General features: G+C 62.0%; 17 protein-coding genes. 14 read left to right on the forward strand and 3 right to left on the reverse strand.

Features of this window, described 5'->3' with window-relative positions; all coding sequences use genetic code 11:
• Positions 1-140 precede the first annotated feature (140 nt).
• The 12 genes from A3736_RS09650 (at position 141) to A3736_RS09705 (ending at position 12,011) form a co-directional block, all read left to right on the forward strand.
• Positions 141-593 (forward strand): GatB/YqeY domain-containing protein, encoded by a 453-nt coding sequence (locus tag A3736_RS09650; protein WP_067682345.1) that lies wholly within the window; start codon positions 141-143, stop codon positions 591-593.
• On the forward strand, positions 590-1,273 hold the full coding sequence (locus A3736_RS09655) for a hypothetical protein (RefSeq protein ID WP_082851421.1): 684 nt from the start codon (positions 590-592) through the stop codon (positions 1,271-1,273). The genes A3736_RS09650 and A3736_RS09655 overlap by 4 nt, the downstream gene beginning before the upstream one ends.
• A 48-nt stretch (positions 1,274-1,321) precedes the next feature.
• Complete coding sequence (gene dnaG, locus A3736_RS09660; RefSeq protein WP_067682316.1) at positions 1,322-3,184, forward strand: DNA primase; 1,863 nt, start codon at positions 1,322-1,324, stop codon at positions 3,182-3,184.
• 55 nt (positions 3,185-3,239) lie between these two features.
• A complete protein-coding gene (gene rpoD / locus A3736_RS09665; protein ID WP_067682319.1) occupies positions 3,240-5,261 on the forward strand; it encodes an RNA polymerase sigma factor RpoD in 2,022 nt (673 codons plus the stop codon).
• A 634-nt stretch (positions 5,262-5,895) separates the two neighbouring features.
• Entirely contained in the window at positions 5,896-6,843 is a 948-nt protein-coding gene (locus A3736_RS09670) for a PAS domain-containing protein (protein ID WP_067682322.1), read from the forward strand.
• Between the two features lie 128 nt (positions 6,844-6,971).
• Positions 6,972-8,387 carry a PAS domain-containing protein gene (locus A3736_RS09675; RefSeq protein WP_082851422.1) on the forward strand — a complete coding sequence of 472 codons (1,416 nt, stop codon included), beginning with the start codon at positions 6,972-6,974 and terminating at the stop codon, positions 8,385-8,387.
• A complete protein-coding gene (locus A3736_RS09680) occupies positions 8,384-8,734 on the forward strand; it encodes a response regulator (protein WP_197465574.1) in 351 nt (116 codons plus the stop codon). Before A3736_RS09675 ends, A3736_RS09680 begins: the two co-directional genes overlap by 4 nt.
• Before the next feature lie 49 nt (positions 8,735-8,783).
• Complete coding sequence (gene rpiB, locus A3736_RS09685) at positions 8,784-9,221, forward strand: ribose 5-phosphate isomerase B (RefSeq protein WP_067682325.1); 438 nt, start codon at positions 8,784-8,786, stop codon at positions 9,219-9,221.
• Position 9,222: 1 nt separating this feature from the next.
• On the forward strand, positions 9,223-10,554 hold the full coding sequence (gene glyA, locus A3736_RS09690) for a serine hydroxymethyltransferase (RefSeq protein ID WP_082851424.1): 1,332 nt from the start codon (positions 9,223-9,225) through the stop codon (positions 10,552-10,554).
• A gap of 11 nt (positions 10,555-10,565) precedes the next feature.
• Positions 10,566-10,784 carry a hypothetical protein gene (locus A3736_RS09695; protein WP_067682328.1) on the forward strand — a complete coding sequence of 73 codons (219 nt, stop codon included), beginning with the start codon at positions 10,566-10,568 and terminating at the stop codon, positions 10,782-10,784.
• Between the two features lie 8 nt (positions 10,785-10,792).
• Positions 10,793-11,281 (forward strand): transcriptional regulator NrdR, encoded by a 489-nt coding sequence (gene nrdR, locus A3736_RS09700; RefSeq protein ID WP_067682331.1) that lies wholly within the window; start codon positions 10,793-10,795, stop codon positions 11,279-11,281.
• A gap of 1 nt (position 11,282) precedes the next feature.
• Entirely contained in the window at positions 11,283-12,011 is a 729-nt protein-coding gene (locus A3736_RS09705; RefSeq protein WP_067682334.1) for an RNA methyltransferase, read from the forward strand.
• Here A3736_RS09705 and A3736_RS09710 read toward each other — a convergent pair.
• On the reverse strand, positions 12,001-12,312 hold the full coding sequence (locus A3736_RS09710; protein ID WP_233999338.1) for a chorismate mutase: 312 nt from the start codon (positions 12,310-12,312) through the stop codon (positions 12,001-12,003). The two genes, A3736_RS09705 and A3736_RS09710, sit on opposite strands and share 11 nt — an antisense overlap.
• Before the next feature lie 209 nt (positions 12,313-12,521).
• On the opposite strand from A3736_RS09710, the gene rpsD reads away from it, so the two are divergent.
• Positions 12,522-13,136, forward strand: a complete 615-nt coding sequence (rpsD, locus tag A3736_RS09715) for a 30S ribosomal protein S4 (RefSeq protein WP_067682337.1) — start codon at positions 12,522-12,524, stop codon at positions 13,134-13,136.
• A 165-nt stretch (positions 13,137-13,301) separates the two neighbouring features.
• Positions 13,302-14,786 carry a diguanylate cyclase domain-containing protein gene (locus tag A3736_RS09720; RefSeq protein ID WP_067682340.1) on the forward strand — a complete coding sequence of 495 codons (1,485 nt, stop codon included), beginning with the start codon at positions 13,302-13,304 and terminating at the stop codon, positions 14,784-14,786.
• 42 nt (positions 14,787-14,828) lie between these two features.
• On the opposite strand, the gene tgt is transcribed toward A3736_RS09720, so the two are convergent.
• Entirely contained in the window at positions 14,829-15,956 is a 1,128-nt protein-coding gene (gene tgt / locus A3736_RS09725; RefSeq protein WP_067682367.1) for a tRNA guanosine(34) transglycosylase Tgt, read from the reverse strand.
• Positions 15,957-15,966: 10 nt separating this feature from the next.
• Positions 15,967-16,175: DUF481 domain-containing protein (locus A3736_RS09730; RefSeq protein ID WP_156502065.1), on the reverse strand; the 209-nt coding region annotated here is incomplete at its 5' end.

A 16,175-nucleotide genomic window follows, 5' to 3' on the forward strand; every position in this document is an offset into this window, starting at 1 on the left:
TCAAGAAATTGCCGACGATGTGTGCTAAGACCCAGCCGCTAGGGGCAGGCCGCCCACCCGTCAAGCGGAACGCTTGGCTTTGCGACAGCTTGCTCTAAATGGACGCCAATTCATCCACAGATACCGTCAAACGAGGCACCATGCTGCGCGAAAAGATCCAGGCCGAAATCGTCACTGCCATGAAGGCGAAGGACAAGGAGCGGATTGCCGCCCTCCGCCTGATCGGCGCCAAGATCAAGGATCGCGACATCGAATTGCGCACGTCGGACAAAAAGCCGGAAGACGATGCGATGGTGACGGACGTGCTGCTCAAGATGGCGAAGCAGCGCCGCGAATCGATCGAAATGTACGAGGCGGGCGGACGACAGGAGCTGGCCGACAAGGAAAAGGCCGAACTCGCCACGATCGAGGAATTCCTGCCCAAGCAGATGAGCGAGGAAGAAACCAAGGCCGCCATCGCCGACATCAAGGCGGAAACAGGTGCCGAGGGTATGAAGGACATGGGCAAGGTGATGGGCGAGCTGAAAGCGCGCCACGGCGCCACGCTCGACATGACGCGCGCAAGCGGCTGGGTGAAGGAGGCGCTGTCGTGAATTCGATCCGCATACCGCTCTGGCTCGCCGCGCCGCTGGCCCTTGCCGCATGCGGCGAAGCGCCCGCACCCGAACCGACGCCCAGCGCCACGCCCACCGTCGCCGCGCCGCGCACGCTCGTGGCGGCGGATTTCGATCCCGAAAGCCTCGGTGCCAAGATCGTCGGCCCGCAAGGCCCCGAACCCGAAGCCGCGATCATGGCCGATGGGCGTGAGATCGCCCGGATCAAGAGCTTCGTCGCCTGCCCCAGAGACACGGCCGAATGCGTCCCGGCAGAGATGCCCGAAGGCACCGTCTACACCTATGTGCATGAAATCACGCTGGCCGACGACCTGACGCCGCAAGTGATCGAAACGCCGGAAACCGAAGGGGCCGCGCTGGAAGTGCCGGCTTCGCTGTTCCGCATGACGCAGGCCGCCGCCGGGTTCAACCGCTCGGTCGGCTATTCCCGCTCGCAGGCCGAAGCGGCACTGGGCGCGGGCGACGCGATCCAGGTCAGCAGCGACTCGGGCGAAATCATCTGGCGCGTAACCGCCGGATCGGGATGGAAACCGGGCATGCCGGTCACGTTCTGGTGGCAATCGACCACCCCGCCCGATGGCCCGGCAGACGCCTACAGCCTCGAAGTGAACGGCATGACCGCAAGCGCGAAGGGGCCGTTTCCGCCTTCTGGCGAGTAGCTTCGAGCTTGCTGGACTTGCCCTCGTCTGAAGGGGTAAGGCTCGATCATGCTGACCCCCCAATGGCTCGACGAATTGCGCGCGCGGATCACGCTGTCCGCGATCGTCGGGCGCACGGTACGGCTGACCAAGGCGGGGCGCGAGTTCAAGGCCTGCTGTCCGTTCCATAACGAGAAGACGCCCAGCTTCTACGTCAACGACGAGAAGGGCTTCTATCATTGCTTCGGCTGCGAGGCGCATGGCGACGCGATCCGCTGGATGACGGATCAGAACGGCCTGCCCTTCATGGATGCGGTGAAGGAGCTAGCGGCGGAAGCGGGGATGGAAGTCCCCGCACCCGACCCCCGTTCAGCCGAGCGAGCGGAAAAGCGCGCCAGCCTTCACGATGTGACGGCGGCGGCGCAGGCGTTTTATGTCGACCGGCTGCGATCCCCCGATGGGGCCGCCGCGCGAGCCTATCTGGCGCGGCGCGGGTTTTCACAGAGCGTGATCGAGGCGTTTGGATTCGGTTTCGCGCCGGAAGAACGCCAGGCGATTCCGCGCGCCCTCTCGCAGTTCGACGAGCCGATGCTGCTCGAAACGGGCCTGCGCATCGATGTGGAGGGCAAGGAGCCGTACGACCGCTTCCGTGGCCGGTTGATGCTGCCGATTCAGGATGCGCGCGGGCGGGTGATCGGTTTCGGGGGACGTATCCTCGATGGCGATGCCAATCCGAACGCGCCGAAATATCTGAACTCGCCCGACACGCCGCTCTTCGACAAGGGTCGCACGCTCTACAACCTCCACCGCGCCGCCCCGGCCTCTCGCAAATCGGGGCGGATGATCGTGGTCGAAGGCTATATGGACGCGATCGCCCTCGCCCAGGCCGGGTTCGAAGAGGCCGTCGCTCCGCTCGGCACCGCGCTGACCGAAACGCAGATCGAAATGCTCTGGCGCCAGGTCGAGCGACCGATCCTGTGTTTCGATGGGGACAAGGCCGGCCAGAAGGCAGCGATGCGCGCCGTGGCGCGCGCCCTGCCGCTTTTGCGACCCGCCCACTCGCTCGCAATCGTGCGCCTTCCGTCCGGGCTCGATCCCGACGATCTGCTGCGGCAGCACGGCACGGAGGCGATGGAGCGCCTTCTCTCCGAACCCGCCGGATTGCTCGATACGCTGTGGGAGTTCGAAAAGGCCGCCGCGCCGCTGGCTTCGCCCGAAGACAAGGCCGGATTGAAGGCGCGCCTGCTCGATCATGTCGAGACCATCCAGCACCCCGATATCCGCGCGCTCTATAAGCGCGAATTGCTGGAGCGTTTCTCCGCCTTCGCGTTTCCGCCGAAACCCCAGCGGGAATGGCAACCGCGACAGGCGCGCGGTTCGGGCGGGGCCTTCTGGCAGGGCAAATCTGCCCATCCCATTCTGTCGCAGGACGCGAAGGTCCGGCTCGAGCGCGCGATTTCCGGCGGTGCGCGCGATGCTTTCACTGCGGCCGTCCTCGCCGGTCTGGCTCGGTTCCCGGATCAGATCATCATCCACGAAGAGGCCTTGATGGGCCTCGCCGCGAGTGATCGAAATGTCGGACCTGCCATCGATTCGTTGATCGAAGCCGCCGAGACGCTTGATTTGCGCGGCGAATCATCCATATCATTCGATAACGGCCTTCCTGCCCCACCGGAAAAAACCCGCTTCGCCTTTCTCGATGAAGGCACCGACCCGGTTCATGCGCGCGAGGATTTGGCCGAAGCCGTGTCGCTGCTGGTCGAAAGACCTGCGCTGGAGGCTGCCCTTTCGGCAGCGACGGCGCGTTTCGAGCAGGACCCGGAAGGCTCGATCGCCGAGCAGGCCAGTTACCGCGAACGGTTGCTGGCACTGAACGACCGGTTGAAGCGTTTCGGGCGCATGCGCGCCGCGGCCGCCGACATCAGGAATTGATCGATCGTGTGGGGCTTCTCCCGCCCGGCACGCAAAAACGGACTGACCCACCTTCATGGCAACCAAGTCGAAGAAACCCGAGACCGAAGATGCTCCGCTGATCGACCTCAACGAGGCTTCGATCAAGAAGCTCATTACCAAGGCGAAGAAGAAGGGCTACGTCACCTATGACGAGCTCAACGCCGCTTTGCCACAAGGGGAGATGAGCTCGGACCAGATCGAGGATATCCAGTCGGCCCTGTCCGACATGGGCGTCCAGATCGTCGAAAGCGACGAGGATGCCGAGGCCGAGGCCGAAAAGGACTCCGAAGTCGAGGAAATGCAGGTCGACGAGGACGGCAAGAAAGCCAAGTCCTCCGCCGGCACCAAGCCTGTCGAAAAGAAGCTCGCCGCGGGTGAGCGGACGGACGATCCGGTCCGCATGTATCTGCGCGAAATGGGCGCTGTCGAACTGCTCAGCCGCGAGGGCGAGATCGCCATCGCCAAGCGGATCGAGGCCGGGCGCGACATGATGATCATGGGCCTGTGCCAGAGCCCGATCACCTTCCACGCCATCATCCATTGGTCCGAAGCGCTCAACAACGAAGAGATGCAGCTGCGCGAGATCCTCGATCTCGACGCGATGCTGTCGAAGGAGCCTCCGCCCGAGAAGATGGAGGAAGGCGAGGACGAGGACGATGGCGAAATCTCGGAAGAGACCGCCGGCCCCACGATCCGCGACGACGACGATTCGGACGATGACGATTCCAGCGACGACGAAGACGGCGAAGAAGGCTCGTCCAAGAAGGATGACGACGAGGACGAGGACAACACCATGTCGCTCGCCCAGATGGAGGCCGCGCTCAAGCCCGACGCCATCGAGCGTTTCGCCCGAATCGCCGACCTGTTCCGTAAGTTCGAGAAGCTGCAGGGCGAGCGCATGGACGTGTTCGGCCGTGGCGATGCCTTCCCGGCGGCGAAAGAGAAGAAATACGAAGCGCTGAGCGAACAGCTCACCGCCGAAGTCGAAAGCGTGCAGTTCCACGCGACCAAGATCGAATTTCTGGTCGACAATCTCTACGCCTTCAACCGTCGCCTGACCGCTCTGGGCGGCCAGATGCTGCGCCTGGCGGAACGCCACAAGGTCAAGCGGATCGACTTCCTTGACGCCTATATCGGCAACGAGCTGGACGATACCTGGCTGACCGACCGCGCGAAGAAGGACAAGAAATGGGCCGCCTTCGCCGAGAAGGAAGAGTCCGCGATCGATCGCATCCGCACCGAGATTTCCGACATCGCCAGCCAGACCGGCATGGCGCTGCCCGAATTCCGCCGGATCGTGAACATGGTCCAGAAGGGCGAGCGCGAGGCGCGCATCGCCAAGAAGGAAATGGTCGAGGCCAATCTGCGCCTCGTGATTTCCATCGCCAAGAAATACACCAATCGCGGCCTGCAATTCCTCGACCTGATCCAGGAAGGGAATATCGGCCTGATGAAGGCGGTCGATAAGTTCGAATACCGTCGCGGCTACAAGTTCAGCACCTACGCCACCTGGTGGATCCGGCAGGCGATCACGCGCTCGATTGCCGATCAGGCGCGCACGATCCGCATCCCGGTCCACATGATCGAGACGATCAACAAGCTGGTGCGGACCAGTCGCCAGTTCCTCCACGAGGAAGGCCGCGAACCGACACCGGAAGAGATGGCCGCACGCCTCTCCATGCCGCTCGAAAAAGTGCGCAAGGTGATGAAGATCGCCAAGGAGCCGATCTCTCTCGAAACCCCGATCGGGGACGAGGAGGATTCGCATCTGGGCGACTTCATCGAGGACAAGAACGCGATCATTCCCGTCGATGCCGCGATCCAGGCAAACCTCAAGGAAACTGTCACCCGCGTCCTCGCCTCGCTTACGCCGCGTGAAGAGCGTGTGCTGCGCATGCGCTTCGGGATCGGGATGAATACCGATCATACGCTGGAAGAAGTCGGCCAGCAGTTCTCGGTCACGCGCGAACGCATCCGTCAGATCGAGGCCAAGGCCTTGCGCAAGCTCAAGCATCCGAGCCGCAGCCGCAAGATGCGAAGCTTCCTCGACCAGTAGGCGAACAAAAAAGGCCGGAGATCGAGCGATCTCCGGCCTTTTTTACACCTATGCGTCGTCGGGCAGGCGCAGCTCGCCATTTGATCCCGTTGGCCCTTCTCCCCGACTCGCCAGATCGAACAGCGACTGTAAGCGTCGCGATCCGCCCCTAGGCCTGCGCTTTGCCACAATCGCGGCCATGCAGAAATCGATGTGGGTTCGCGGATAGAAAGGCGGCACGGACGCAAATGTAACCGGTTCGTATTATGGTGCGCTGCAGCGACGCGTGATTATGTTATTTCTCGACTTTCATCGAAGCTGCGCGGCATGCTGCCACTTTCCTGACCGCGCTGCTTGATATCGATTGCCGGAAAAAAACTTGTCAATTCAAAAACGCTCACAGCGGCATCCGAATATGAGCAGTGGATCATGACTTTTTTAACGTCAAAGTTGAGATTTACGACAACTTCATTTGTACTATCCAGTTCAAAATCCTGGCATTACTTGGAAGATTCGTGAAATTCGCAATTTACGTCATTCTCTGGTCGGAAAAGACCACGCCAGCTTCATAGAAATCCTCTTTTTTTCCAATTAGATTCGCGTATGGTCGCGCATAACTGACCAGCGATGCCGGAACAGAAGCGCAGAATTGACCATGCCTCAAGAGTCCTTTTCCGACGAAGACACCGCTTCCGCCAATTCAGCTCCGAGCACGGCCACTCTGACGGACGTGGTGCGCGATATGCCTCGTGTCCGCGCAATGCTCGAACATGGCCCGGTCCAGATCACTTCGCACAAGCGAAACGAATTCGTGATGGTCCCGCAGTCGGATTTCGATCGAATGTCGTCTCTTTCCAACGTCGAAGTCCATGACATCGACGAGAAATTACGGCTGGTACTGGACACTGTCAGCACCTTCATCATGATCATGGACAATACGCTGCGGGTTCGACGCGCGAACAAGCCTTTTCTCGATTATTTCGGTTACTCTAGCGGCGACGTCATCGGGCATCAGTTCGGCAATATCGCGAAGACGGCCAATGACAGCTTTATTCTGATATGCGCCCAGCAGGTCTTGGAAAGCGGTCAGGAAAAACGGTTTGAACTTCCTTCATCGCACCGCGAAGGGCGGTTCTTCCGCTATGTGATCCGCCCGTGGCCAGGCGGCGTGGCGATCTTCGCGGATGACGTCACCGAACAGACTCGCGCGACCGAAAACATCATGCAGGAGCTCGCAAGGGATCAGGCATCGAAGGAACTCGGGGGCGTGGGTTCGGGCATCGTCGATTCAAACGGCACCATCCTGCGGGCGAGTCTCGGTCTTGCAGTCCTGCTCGGAGTGAAACGTCGATTACTGAACGACGCTTCGATCTATCGCGTCCTTTCACCCGGATCTCGCGAGAAGGTCGAGAAATGTCTCGAGCGGCGAGGGCTCGAAACCGAGACCATCGAAATCGAATATCTTACCGACGGAGCCGAACTCGCGCCCGCGCGCATGATCTGCTCACCATTTTCAAGCGGGCGCTTTCAGAACTGCACCGCATTCATAATTCAGGACTGCGCACGTTGTGGCGAGCCGCCAAGCCGCTCGCAGAATGGCTGAGCATTAACAAATTTAATAATTTTGCTGGAACCGCCTCTTCGGCCAGTCTTTGTGAGTGAGAGGGATGCGCGGCGAATTTTGCCGCTCCGCCCTCTTGCGATGCAAGGCACTGAGAGGGAACACGCCGCGTGACTCCAGATTTCGGACGCCTTCTGGACGCGTCCCCCAATCCATACGTGCTTCTCGACCGTGACCTCTCGATCGTCTGGGCGAACAAGGAATACCTCAAGGTCACGATGCGCGATCTGGAGGAAATATCCGGTAAGAACCTGTTCGAAGCGTTTCCGAGCGAAGGGGAAAGTTACCGGCAATTGCGTGCTTCATTGGACCGCGTGCGCGAAACCGGCGAAATCGACGAAATCGCGCATATCCGCTACGATATTCCCGACCAGCACGGCAGCTTCGATACCCATTTCTGGAGCGCCACGCATACCCCGATTTTGGACGAGAACGGCAAGGTCGACCTGATCCTCCAGCATACGGTCGACATCACCGAAGTGGAGCAGTTGCGGCGCATGCGCGAGGCGATGGGCGTGCTCAAGCGGGCTCAGGCGGTGGAAGAACGCTACGCCGATGCGAACAAGGAATTGACGCAGTTGCGCGCCCTGCTGGAGCAGGCACCCGGCTTCGTCGCCGTGCTGGGAACGCGCGAGCATCGGTTCGTCATGGCGAACGCCGCCTATCGCAAGCTTGTGGGCGGGCGGGATCTGATCGGTAAGACGGTTGGGGAAGCCTTGCCGGAGATCATCGCGCAGGGCTTCGTCGATACGCTCGACCGGGTCTTCGCGACGGGAGAGCCCTATTTCGGCGACCGTGAAGAGGTGATGATGCAAACCTCGCCCGATGGTGAGCTGGAGCAGATGTTTCTCGAATTCATCTTTCAGCCGATCTTCAACGAGAGTGGCGCCGTCCAAGGAATCTTTATCCAGGGGCACGACGCCACCGAAGAGGTGCAGGCCGAGGATCATCAAAGGCTGCTTGTCAATGAGCTCAACCATCGGGTGAAAAACACCCTCGCTGTCGTCCAGGGCCTCGCGCAGCAATCCTTTCGCAGCGTCGAATGCGATTCCTCGCTGGAAGTGTTCGGAGCGCGTCTTGCCGCTTTGGCAAGCGCACATAATCTGTTGACGGAACGCCATTGGGAAACGGCCGATCTCGGATCGGTCGTACGCCGCACTCTCGACGCGACGATTGCCGACGACGATCCCAGGGTCAGCATTTCGGGTCCGAAGCTGGCGATCATGCCGCAGCCTGCGGTCGCCCTGGCGATGGTCGTCCATGAATTGGCCACCAATGCAATCAAATACGGATCATTGTCGACTGAAGAGGGCCGTATCTCCATCGAATGGGATGCTGCCGTCACGCATGATGGCACGAAAGTGAGCTTCCTGTGGAAGGAACGCAATGGGCCGAAGGTTGAAAAACCGGTCACACGTGGTTTCGGATCGCGCCTGATCCAGCGCGGTTTCGGCGTCGGCCAGGGCAGCGCCCAACTCGAATATTCGTCCGACGGCTTCGAATGCAGGATCGAGGCGGTCTTGTGAGCTGGATCGGGAAGACGGTTCTGCTTCTGGAGGACGAACCCATTATTGCGATGGGTCTGGAAGACATGATGCTCGACCTAGGTGCCGAAGTCGTGCTCGTCGGCACCGTCACCGACGCGCTGGAAGCGATCGAAAAAGCTCCGCCCGACTGCGCGGTGCTCGATGTCAATCTGCACGGCGCGAAAAGCTATCCGGTGGCCGCCCGCCTGAGCGAATTGGGCATCTCCTTCGTCTTCGCGACCGGTTACGGGAATGCCGAGCATCCGGGCCAGTTCGCCCAATGCCCGACCATTGCGAAACCCTATCGCCTTGCCGACATCCGCGAAACGCTCGAATGCGGAAATTGAACGCGAAGAAGGTGGAAACATCGCCGCATCGCCTCTATGCGCTGCAGCCATGCGTATCGCCATTGCCTCCGACCATGCCGCCATCGATCTCAAGTCCCAATTGCGCGACTGGTTGATCGAACAGGGCCATGAAGTCGCCGACCTCGGTCCGGACACGACCGACAGCGTCGATTATCCCGATTACGGTTACAAGCTCGCCGGTGTCATCGCCGATGGAACGGCCGAGCGCGGCGTGGCGCTGTGCGGCAGCGGCATAGGGATCTCGATCGCGATCAATCGCAATCCGGCCTGCCGCAGCGCGCTGGTCTCGGAACCGCTGAGCGCCGAACTTGCACGCTCGCACAATGATGCGAACGTCATCGCCATGGGCGCGCGGCTGACCGGGCCCGACATGGCGAAGGCCTGCCTCGAAGCCTTTCTTTCGACCGATTTTCTCGGCGACCGGCACCAGCGCCGCGTCGACAAACTGTCCAATCCGGAGATCTGACTTGGCCACCCAGCCCGCCCCCACGCACGCGCCAGCCTCGCAAGACCGTAGCCCGACCGACCGGTTTTGGCATGACAGCCTGTCGGAAGCCGATCCCGAAATTTATGGCGCGATCCGCAACGAGCTGAAGCGCCAGCAGGACAAGATCGAGCTGATCGCGAGCGAGAACATCGCGTCCTCCGCCGTTCTGGAAGCCGCGGGTAGCGTCTTCACCAACAAATACGCGGAAGGCTATCCGGGCAAGCGCTATTACGGCGGCTGCGATTACGCGGACGTGGTCGAAACGCTGGCGATCGAGCGGGCGAAAAAGCTCTTCGGATGCGAATTCGCCAACGTGCAGCCCAACAGCGGCAGCCAGATGAATCAGGCGGTGTTCCTCGGCCTGCTCCAGCCCGGCGACACCTTCATGGGGCTCGACCTCAATTCGGGCGGTCACCTGACGCACGGATCGCCCGTCAATATGAGCGGCAAGTGGTTCAACCCGGTCAGCTACGGCGTGCGCCAGGAAGACGAACTGATCGACATGGACGCGGTCATGGCTACGGCCAAGGCGCACAAGCCCAAGCTGATCATTGCCGGTGGAACCGCCTATTCGCGCACCTGGGACTGGGAGGGCTTCCGCCGCATCGCAGACGAAGTCGGCGCCTATCTGATGGTCGATATGAGCCACATTTCCGGCCTGGTCGCCGGCGGTGCCCACCCCTCGCCCATGCCGCATGCCCATGTCGTGACGAGCACCACGCATAAGAGCCTGCGCGGTCCGCGTTCGGGCGTGATCCTGTGGAACGATCCCGAACTGTCCAAGCCGATCAACATGGCGGTGTTCCCCGGCATGCAGGGCGGCCCGCTGATGCATATCGTGGCGGCCAAGGCCGTGGCCTTTGCAGAGGCGTTGCGACCCGATTTCAAGGACTATGCCAGCGCCGTGGTGGACAATGCCCGCGCCCTTGCCGCAAGCCTCGAAGAGAACGGACTTCGCGTGGTCTCCGGCGGTACGGACAATCATTCGATGCTGGTCGATCTTACCGCGAAGGACGTGACCGGCAAGGATGCCGAAAAGGGCCTCGATCGCGCGTGGCTGACCTGCAACAAGAACGGCATTCCCTACGATACGCGCAGCCCCTTCGTGACCAGCGGCGTGCGCCTCGGCACGCCTGCGGGCACGACCCGTGGCTTCGGCACGGAAGAATTCCGCACGATCGGCAAACTGATCGCCGAAGTGGTCGATGGTCTGTCGAAGAACGGCGCCGAGGGCGATGCCGCCGTGGAACAGAGCGTGCGCGATCGCGTGAGCGAGCTGTGCGATCGTTTCCCGGTCTATCCGGGCCGCTGAGGAGTACGAACATGGATAATCGTGATCCGCGCCGCAACGATTGGGTCGAAGACGCCAAGTCGGAAGTCTCCGGCATGGCCAAGGGCGGAATGGACCACCCATCGACCAAGCCTGTTCTGGCCGGTGCCGCGATCGGCGCTCTGGCCGGTGCGCTGCTGCCGGTCATATCGCTCCCGGTGGGTGCCGTGGTCGGAGCCGGCTTCGCATTCTACAACAGGATCAAAAAGTAAACCTCTGAATGCGCTGCCCATTTTGCGCCAACGAAGATAGCCAGGTCAAAGACAGCCGCCCGACGGAAGACAATTCCGCTATTCGGCGGCGGCGGCAATGCGCTAGTTGCGGCGCGCGTTTCACCACGTTCGAACGCGTGCAATTGCGCGAAGTGACGGTGGTGAAATCGGGCGGCGAAGGCAAAGAAGCCCGCCGCCAGCCCTTCGATCGCGGCAAGCTGGAACAGTCGATCGCCCTCGCCTGCCGCAAGCGGAGCGTCGAACAAGAACGGATCGACCAGCTCGTGTCCGGAATCCAGCGCCAGGTGGAAACTGCGGGCGAGGCGGAAATTCCGTCGAAACGCATCGGCGAAATGGTGATGAACGGTCTGCGCCAATTGGACAGCGTGGCGTATATCCGCTTCGCGAGCGTCTATCGCGATTTCAGCGAGGCGCGCGACTTCGAGGAATTCGCCAGCACAGTGCAGGAAGCGGCCGATGGACGCCGGGCCGAATAGAATGGCTGACAAACCCGTCATCGTTCTCGTCCGTCCCCAATTGGGCGAAAACATCGGCAAGGCGGCGCGGGCGATGCTGAATTTCGGCCTCGTCGAAATGCGCCTCGTATCTCCGCGCGACGGATGGCCCAATCCGTCCGCCGGTCCTGCAGCGGCTGGGGCGAGCGCGGTGCTGGAACAGGCGCGCGTGTTCGAGACCGCTGCCGAAGCCGTGGCCGATTGCGCACATGTCTATGCCACCACCGTGCGAAAGCGCGGGGTGACCAAGCCTGTCGTGACGCCCGAGGAAGCGGCGAGCGCGATGGCGCAGGCGCAAGGGCGCAGCGCGATCCTGTTCGGACCGGAGCGTTCAGGCCTAGAGACCGAGGATGTTGCGCTCGCCCGCGCAATCCTGACCGTGCCGATCAATCCCGAATTCGGATCGCTGAACCTCGCTCAGGCCGTAATCCTGTGCGCTTACGAATGGTCCAAGCATGAGGCGCTGGTCCAACCGACGCGGGAAGACCTTTTGCCACCCGCGCCGCAGGAAGAGCTGGACGGTCTGGTCGCGCATCTGGAGGAGATGCTGGAGCCGAAGGGCTATTTCCTGCCCGAATCCCGCACCGACGCCACACGCCGGACGCTGCGCGGCGTGCTGACGAAGCCAGGCTGGAACCATCTTGAAGTGCGCACGCTGCGCGGCGTCCTGTCGAGCCTGCAGCGTGGATCGAAACCCGACGCTAAGCCCTGATGCGGTCCCACTCGGCCAGTTCGTAGGCGATCGAAGCTTCGACCAGAAGGTCCCAGATCTGTTCGATTTTATCCGCAGGCAATCCGCGATTGTCGGCGTCCTTAGTGGCGTTCGCGACGACCTCGGCCTTGCGGGCCTCGTCACGCACCACGCTCCGGTCGGTCTTGATCCGCGCGGCGGCGCGCATGTATCCGAACCGGCGGTCGAGAAGCGCCATCAATTCGCGATCGGTCGCATCGACGCCGCGGCGTACCTCGAGCATGGAGGTGCAATCGTCGGGCAGGATATAATCGGTTTCCATGGTCCAGCGCCCTGCCCGCGCGCGCCCGGATTGTCGAGTGCGGAACGCCCCGCTTGACCCATCCGCGATATTTGCTAAGGGCCGCGCTTCGCGAATTGGCTCCGCACCCCGGTGAAGCGGTGGCCGCGCATGGGAACAGCCCATGCGGTGCGAAACCGGGTTCAAGCGCCACCAATGGGGTGGCGACAGCAAATCGAAGGATACGACTTATGTCGAAGCGCAAGAGCGCCAAGTACAAACTCGACCGCCGGATGGGTGAAAACATCTGGGGTCGTCCCAATTCCCCGGTCAACAAGCGCTCCTACGGCCCCGGCCAGCACGGTCAGCGCCGCAAGAGCAAGATGTCGGACTTCGGCCTCCAGCTGCGCGCCAAGCAGAAGCTCAAGGGCTATTACGGCGACGTGACCGAGAAGCAGTTCAAGCGCACCTACCAGGAAGCCGCGCGTATCAAGGGCGATACCGGCCAGAACCTGATCGGCCTGCTCGAACAGCGCCTCGACATGGTGGTCTATCGCGCCAAGTTCGCGCCGACGATCTTCGCCGCACGCCAGATCGTTTCGCACGGCCACATCTATCTGAACGGCAAGAAGACCAACATCGCCTCGGCCCGCGTGAAGGTCGGCGATGTCGTCAGCCTCGGCAGCAAGGCCAAGGACATGGCGCTGGTGATCGAAGCGCAGAGCCTGCCCGAGCGTGAAATCCCCGACTATGTCGCGCCAGACGGCAACGACAAGGTGACCTTCACTCGCGTGCCCAAGCTCGACGAAGTGCCCTACCCGGTCACGATGGAACCGAATCTGGTCGTCGAGTTCTACTCGCGCTGATCGCTTCCAGCCTTATCGCAACATCGAAAGGGCGGTCCTTCGGGGCCGCCCTTTTCCGTTTCCGGTTTCCCTCTCAAGCAGCCGCCCGGAGCGCTACTCGAACTACGTAGTTTTACGGCAAAGCTTTCAGGCCAAGTTCAACCCTGCAGAGGATATAGCGGCGCCATGACCGTTTCCGACCCGACCGCGTTTTGCGCATCTCACGCTCAGGCCGTTGCCGAACTTCTCGGCGAGACACGGCAGGCCCAGTTCGACGGCCTCGCCAGCGCCACGGCAACCATGTTCGGCTGCCCGATCGGCGCGATCAGTGTGGTGGAATGCGATCGCCAATGGTTCAAGGCGGTTACCGACCCTTCCATCTGCGAAATGCCCGTCGAGCAATCGATATGCCGCCACGCCTTCGATGGAACAGATCTTCTGGTGGTCGAGGATCTGACGAAGGACGCACGCTTTTCCGCCAATCCATTGGTGACGGATGGCGGAATGCGGTTTTACGCCGGTCGCCCGATCTGGGTCAGGATCGGCCCAGATAGTGATCTGGTACCGATCGGCGCGTTGTGCATGGTCGATTTCGTGCCGCGAAGCTTTTCCGCTCAGGAGCGTCAAACCCTCGAACAGCTCGGCCTGGCGGCGCAATCGCTGGTCCAGGCGGCAATTGACGCAGCACTCGCGGAACGATCGGCGGAGCGCCTGACCGAGTTATTGGCCGAACAGCAGCGTTCGCACCGGCAGCTGCGGCAAGGTGAAAAGATTGCGGGCTTCGGAACCTGGCGCCTGTGCCTTGCGGACAATCGCGTGGAATGGTCGGACCAGGTCTATGCCATCCACGAGGTGCCCAAGGGGCAGGAGGAGATGCTGGAGGATGCACTCAGCTTCTACCCTCCTTCGGACCGGGCGATCCTGTCGGCAGCGGTGGATCAAGCGATCGCGACGGGCCGCCCCTACGATCTCGAGGTCGATTTCATTACCGCGCGCGGGCGTCAGCGCCGCGTTCGTGCCATGGGCGAGGTGGAGCTCGATCAGGGCAGGACCGTCGCGCTGATCGGAGTGTTTCAGGATGTCACGGAACGCTATCGCCTCGAACAGGCGTTGATCCATAAGGCCAACACCGACGAGTTGACCGGACTTGCGAGCCGACGCCGATTCAATGAAAGCTTCGATGCCAAAACCTATGCGCCGCTCGCATCGGGAAGCGACGTCGCGTTGCTTCTGATCGATCTCGATCGTTTCAAGGAAGCGAACGATCGTTTCGGCCACGCCGTCGGCGACGAATTGCTGGTCAAGACCGCCCAGGTGCTGAGCGCGCCGTGGCTCAATGACAGCTTCGCCGCGCGGCTGGGTGGTGACGAATTCGTGCTGCTCATCACCGATCCCGCTCTCGTTGCCGACCTCGAACCGGTCATTCAGCGTCTGCTCGATCAGTTGCGCCTGTCACCGAGCGGCGATTCCACCTTCATGGTCAGTGGGACGATCGGTGCGGTCCGACTTCGCGATACCATGATCGATCGCGAACGCGCGACTCATATGGCCGATCAGTCGCTTTACAAGGCGAAGGAGCGCAGGCGCGGCAGCGCCGTGCTCAGCGACCGGGGACGCGATATCTGGCTACCGCGTGAAGCGGCCACGGACTCAGTCTCGCAAGCGGCCTGACGCTTTCGGCATTCACCCGGGGCGTCGCTCCGACGGACCCGATTATTTGAGATAGTCCCGGCAAAAATCCGCTGCGAAGGCCGCGAAGCGCCCTTCTCCGATCGCATCGCGCATGGTCTGCATCAATTGCTGGTAGAAGGCGATGTTGTGCTCGGTCATCAGCATGGCACCCAGAATTTCGCCCGCTTTCACCAGATGGTGGAGATAGGCCCGGCTGTAAGTGCCGCACACGTCGCAGGCGCACCGTGCATCGAGCGGTTCCTGATCCTCGGCGAAGCGAGCATTGCGGAGATTGAGCGGGCCGTCCCAGGTAAACGCCTGCCCGTTGCGGCCCGACCGGCTCGGCAGCACGCAGTCGAACATATCGACTCCGCGCTCCACCGCGCCCACCAGATCGTCGGGCTTGCCAACGCCCATCAGATAGCGCGGCCGGTCCTGCGGCAATTGGCCGGGGGCGAAATCGAGGGTGGCGAACATCGCCTCCTGCCCCTCGCCAACGGCCAGACCGCCGATGGCATAGCCGTCGAAGCCGATATCGGTCAGCGCGTCGGCTGATCGGCGCCGCAATTCCTCGTCCAGCGCGCCCTGCTGGATGCCGAACAAAGCGGCCTTTTCGGCATGTTCGCCGCCCGCATCGAAGCCTTCGCGGCTGCGCCTCGCCCAGCGCATGCTCATCTCCATGCTCTTCGCAATCACGTCGCGCGGCTGATCGGCGCGCGGACATTCGTCGAAGGCCATGACGATATCGCTGCCGAGCAGCCGCTGGATTTCCATCGAGCGTTCGGGCGTCAGCATATGCTTCGACCCGTCGATATGGCTGCGAAATTCGACGCCCTCTTCGGTGAGCTTGCGCAGGTCCGACAGGCTCATCACCTGATAGCCGCCGCTATCGGTCAGGATCGGGCGATGCCAGTTCATGAATTTGTGCAGCCCGCCAAGCCGCGCAACCCGCTCCGCCCCAGGGCGCAACATCAGGTGATAGGTGTTGCCGAGGATGATGTCGGCCCCCGTCCGGCGCACCGTTTCCGGCTTCATCGCCTTCACGGTGGCTGCGGTGCCCACCGGCATAAAGGCAGGCGTGCGAATGTCGCCGCGCCGCATCCGGATGACGCCGGTGCGTGCCGCGCCGTCGGTGGCGGCGATGGTGAAGTCGAAACGGGGAGCGGTCATCGCGGCGGGATCAAAAACCATAGACCAGAGTGAAGCGCGTCAGCGTGTCGGTGCTGACGGCGTTAGGGGGAGGATCGCTGTCGTAATCGAGCGAATAGGAAAAGCGTGTCGTGATCCGGTCGCTGACTTTCGCATCGAGCCCGGTCACCAGCGACAGCGTGGTGCTGGGCCCGCCGATCAGGGCCACGGCCTGCCCGCCCGCCTCGGCGACGGCGTTCG

The sequence above is a fragment of the Erythrobacter sp. HI0063 genome (assembly GCF_001635685.1).
GTDB lineage: Bacteria > Pseudomonadota > Alphaproteobacteria > Sphingomonadales > Sphingomonadaceae > Qipengyuania.

Bases quoted from the DNA above. Each gene is read 5' to 3' on its own strand.
- A3736_RS09650 (WP_067682345.1), top strand. From the start codon at position 141: ATGCTGCGCGAAAAGATCCAGGCCGAAATCGTCACTGCCATGAAGGCG.
- dnaG (WP_067682316.1), top strand. From the start codon at position 1,322: ATGCTGACCCCCCAATGGCTCGACGAATTGCGCGCGCGGATCACGCTG.
- rpoD (WP_067682319.1), top strand. From the start codon at position 3,240: ATGGCAACCAAGTCGAAGAAACCCGAGACCGAAGATGCTCCGCTGATC.
- A3736_RS09670 (WP_067682322.1), top strand. From the start codon at position 5,896: ATGCCTCAAGAGTCCTTTTCCGACGAAGACACCGCTTCCGCCAATTCA.
- rpiB (WP_067682325.1), top strand. From the start codon at position 8,784: ATGCGTATCGCCATTGCCTCCGACCATGCCGCCATCGATCTCAAGTCC.
- A3736_RS09695 (WP_067682328.1), top strand. From the start codon at position 10,566: ATGGATAATCGTGATCCGCGCCGCAACGATTGGGTCGAAGACGCCAAG.
- nrdR (WP_067682331.1), top strand. From the start codon at position 10,793: ATGCGCTGCCCATTTTGCGCCAACGAAGATAGCCAGGTCAAAGACAGC.
- A3736_RS09705 (WP_067682334.1), top strand. From the start codon at position 11,283: ATGGCTGACAAACCCGTCATCGTTCTCGTCCGTCCCCAATTGGGCGAA.
- A3736_RS09710 (WP_233999338.1), bottom strand. From the start codon at position 12,312: ATGGAAACCGATTATATCCTGCCCGACGATTGCACCTCCATGCTCGAG.
- rpsD (WP_067682337.1), top strand. From the start codon at position 12,522: ATGTCGAAGCGCAAGAGCGCCAAGTACAAACTCGACCGCCGGATGGGT.
- A3736_RS09720 (WP_067682340.1), top strand. From the start codon at position 13,302: ATGACCGTTTCCGACCCGACCGCGTTTTGCGCATCTCACGCTCAGGCC.
- tgt (WP_067682367.1), bottom strand. From the start codon at position 15,956: ATGACCGCTCCCCGTTTCGACTTCACCATCGCCGCCACCGACGGCGCG.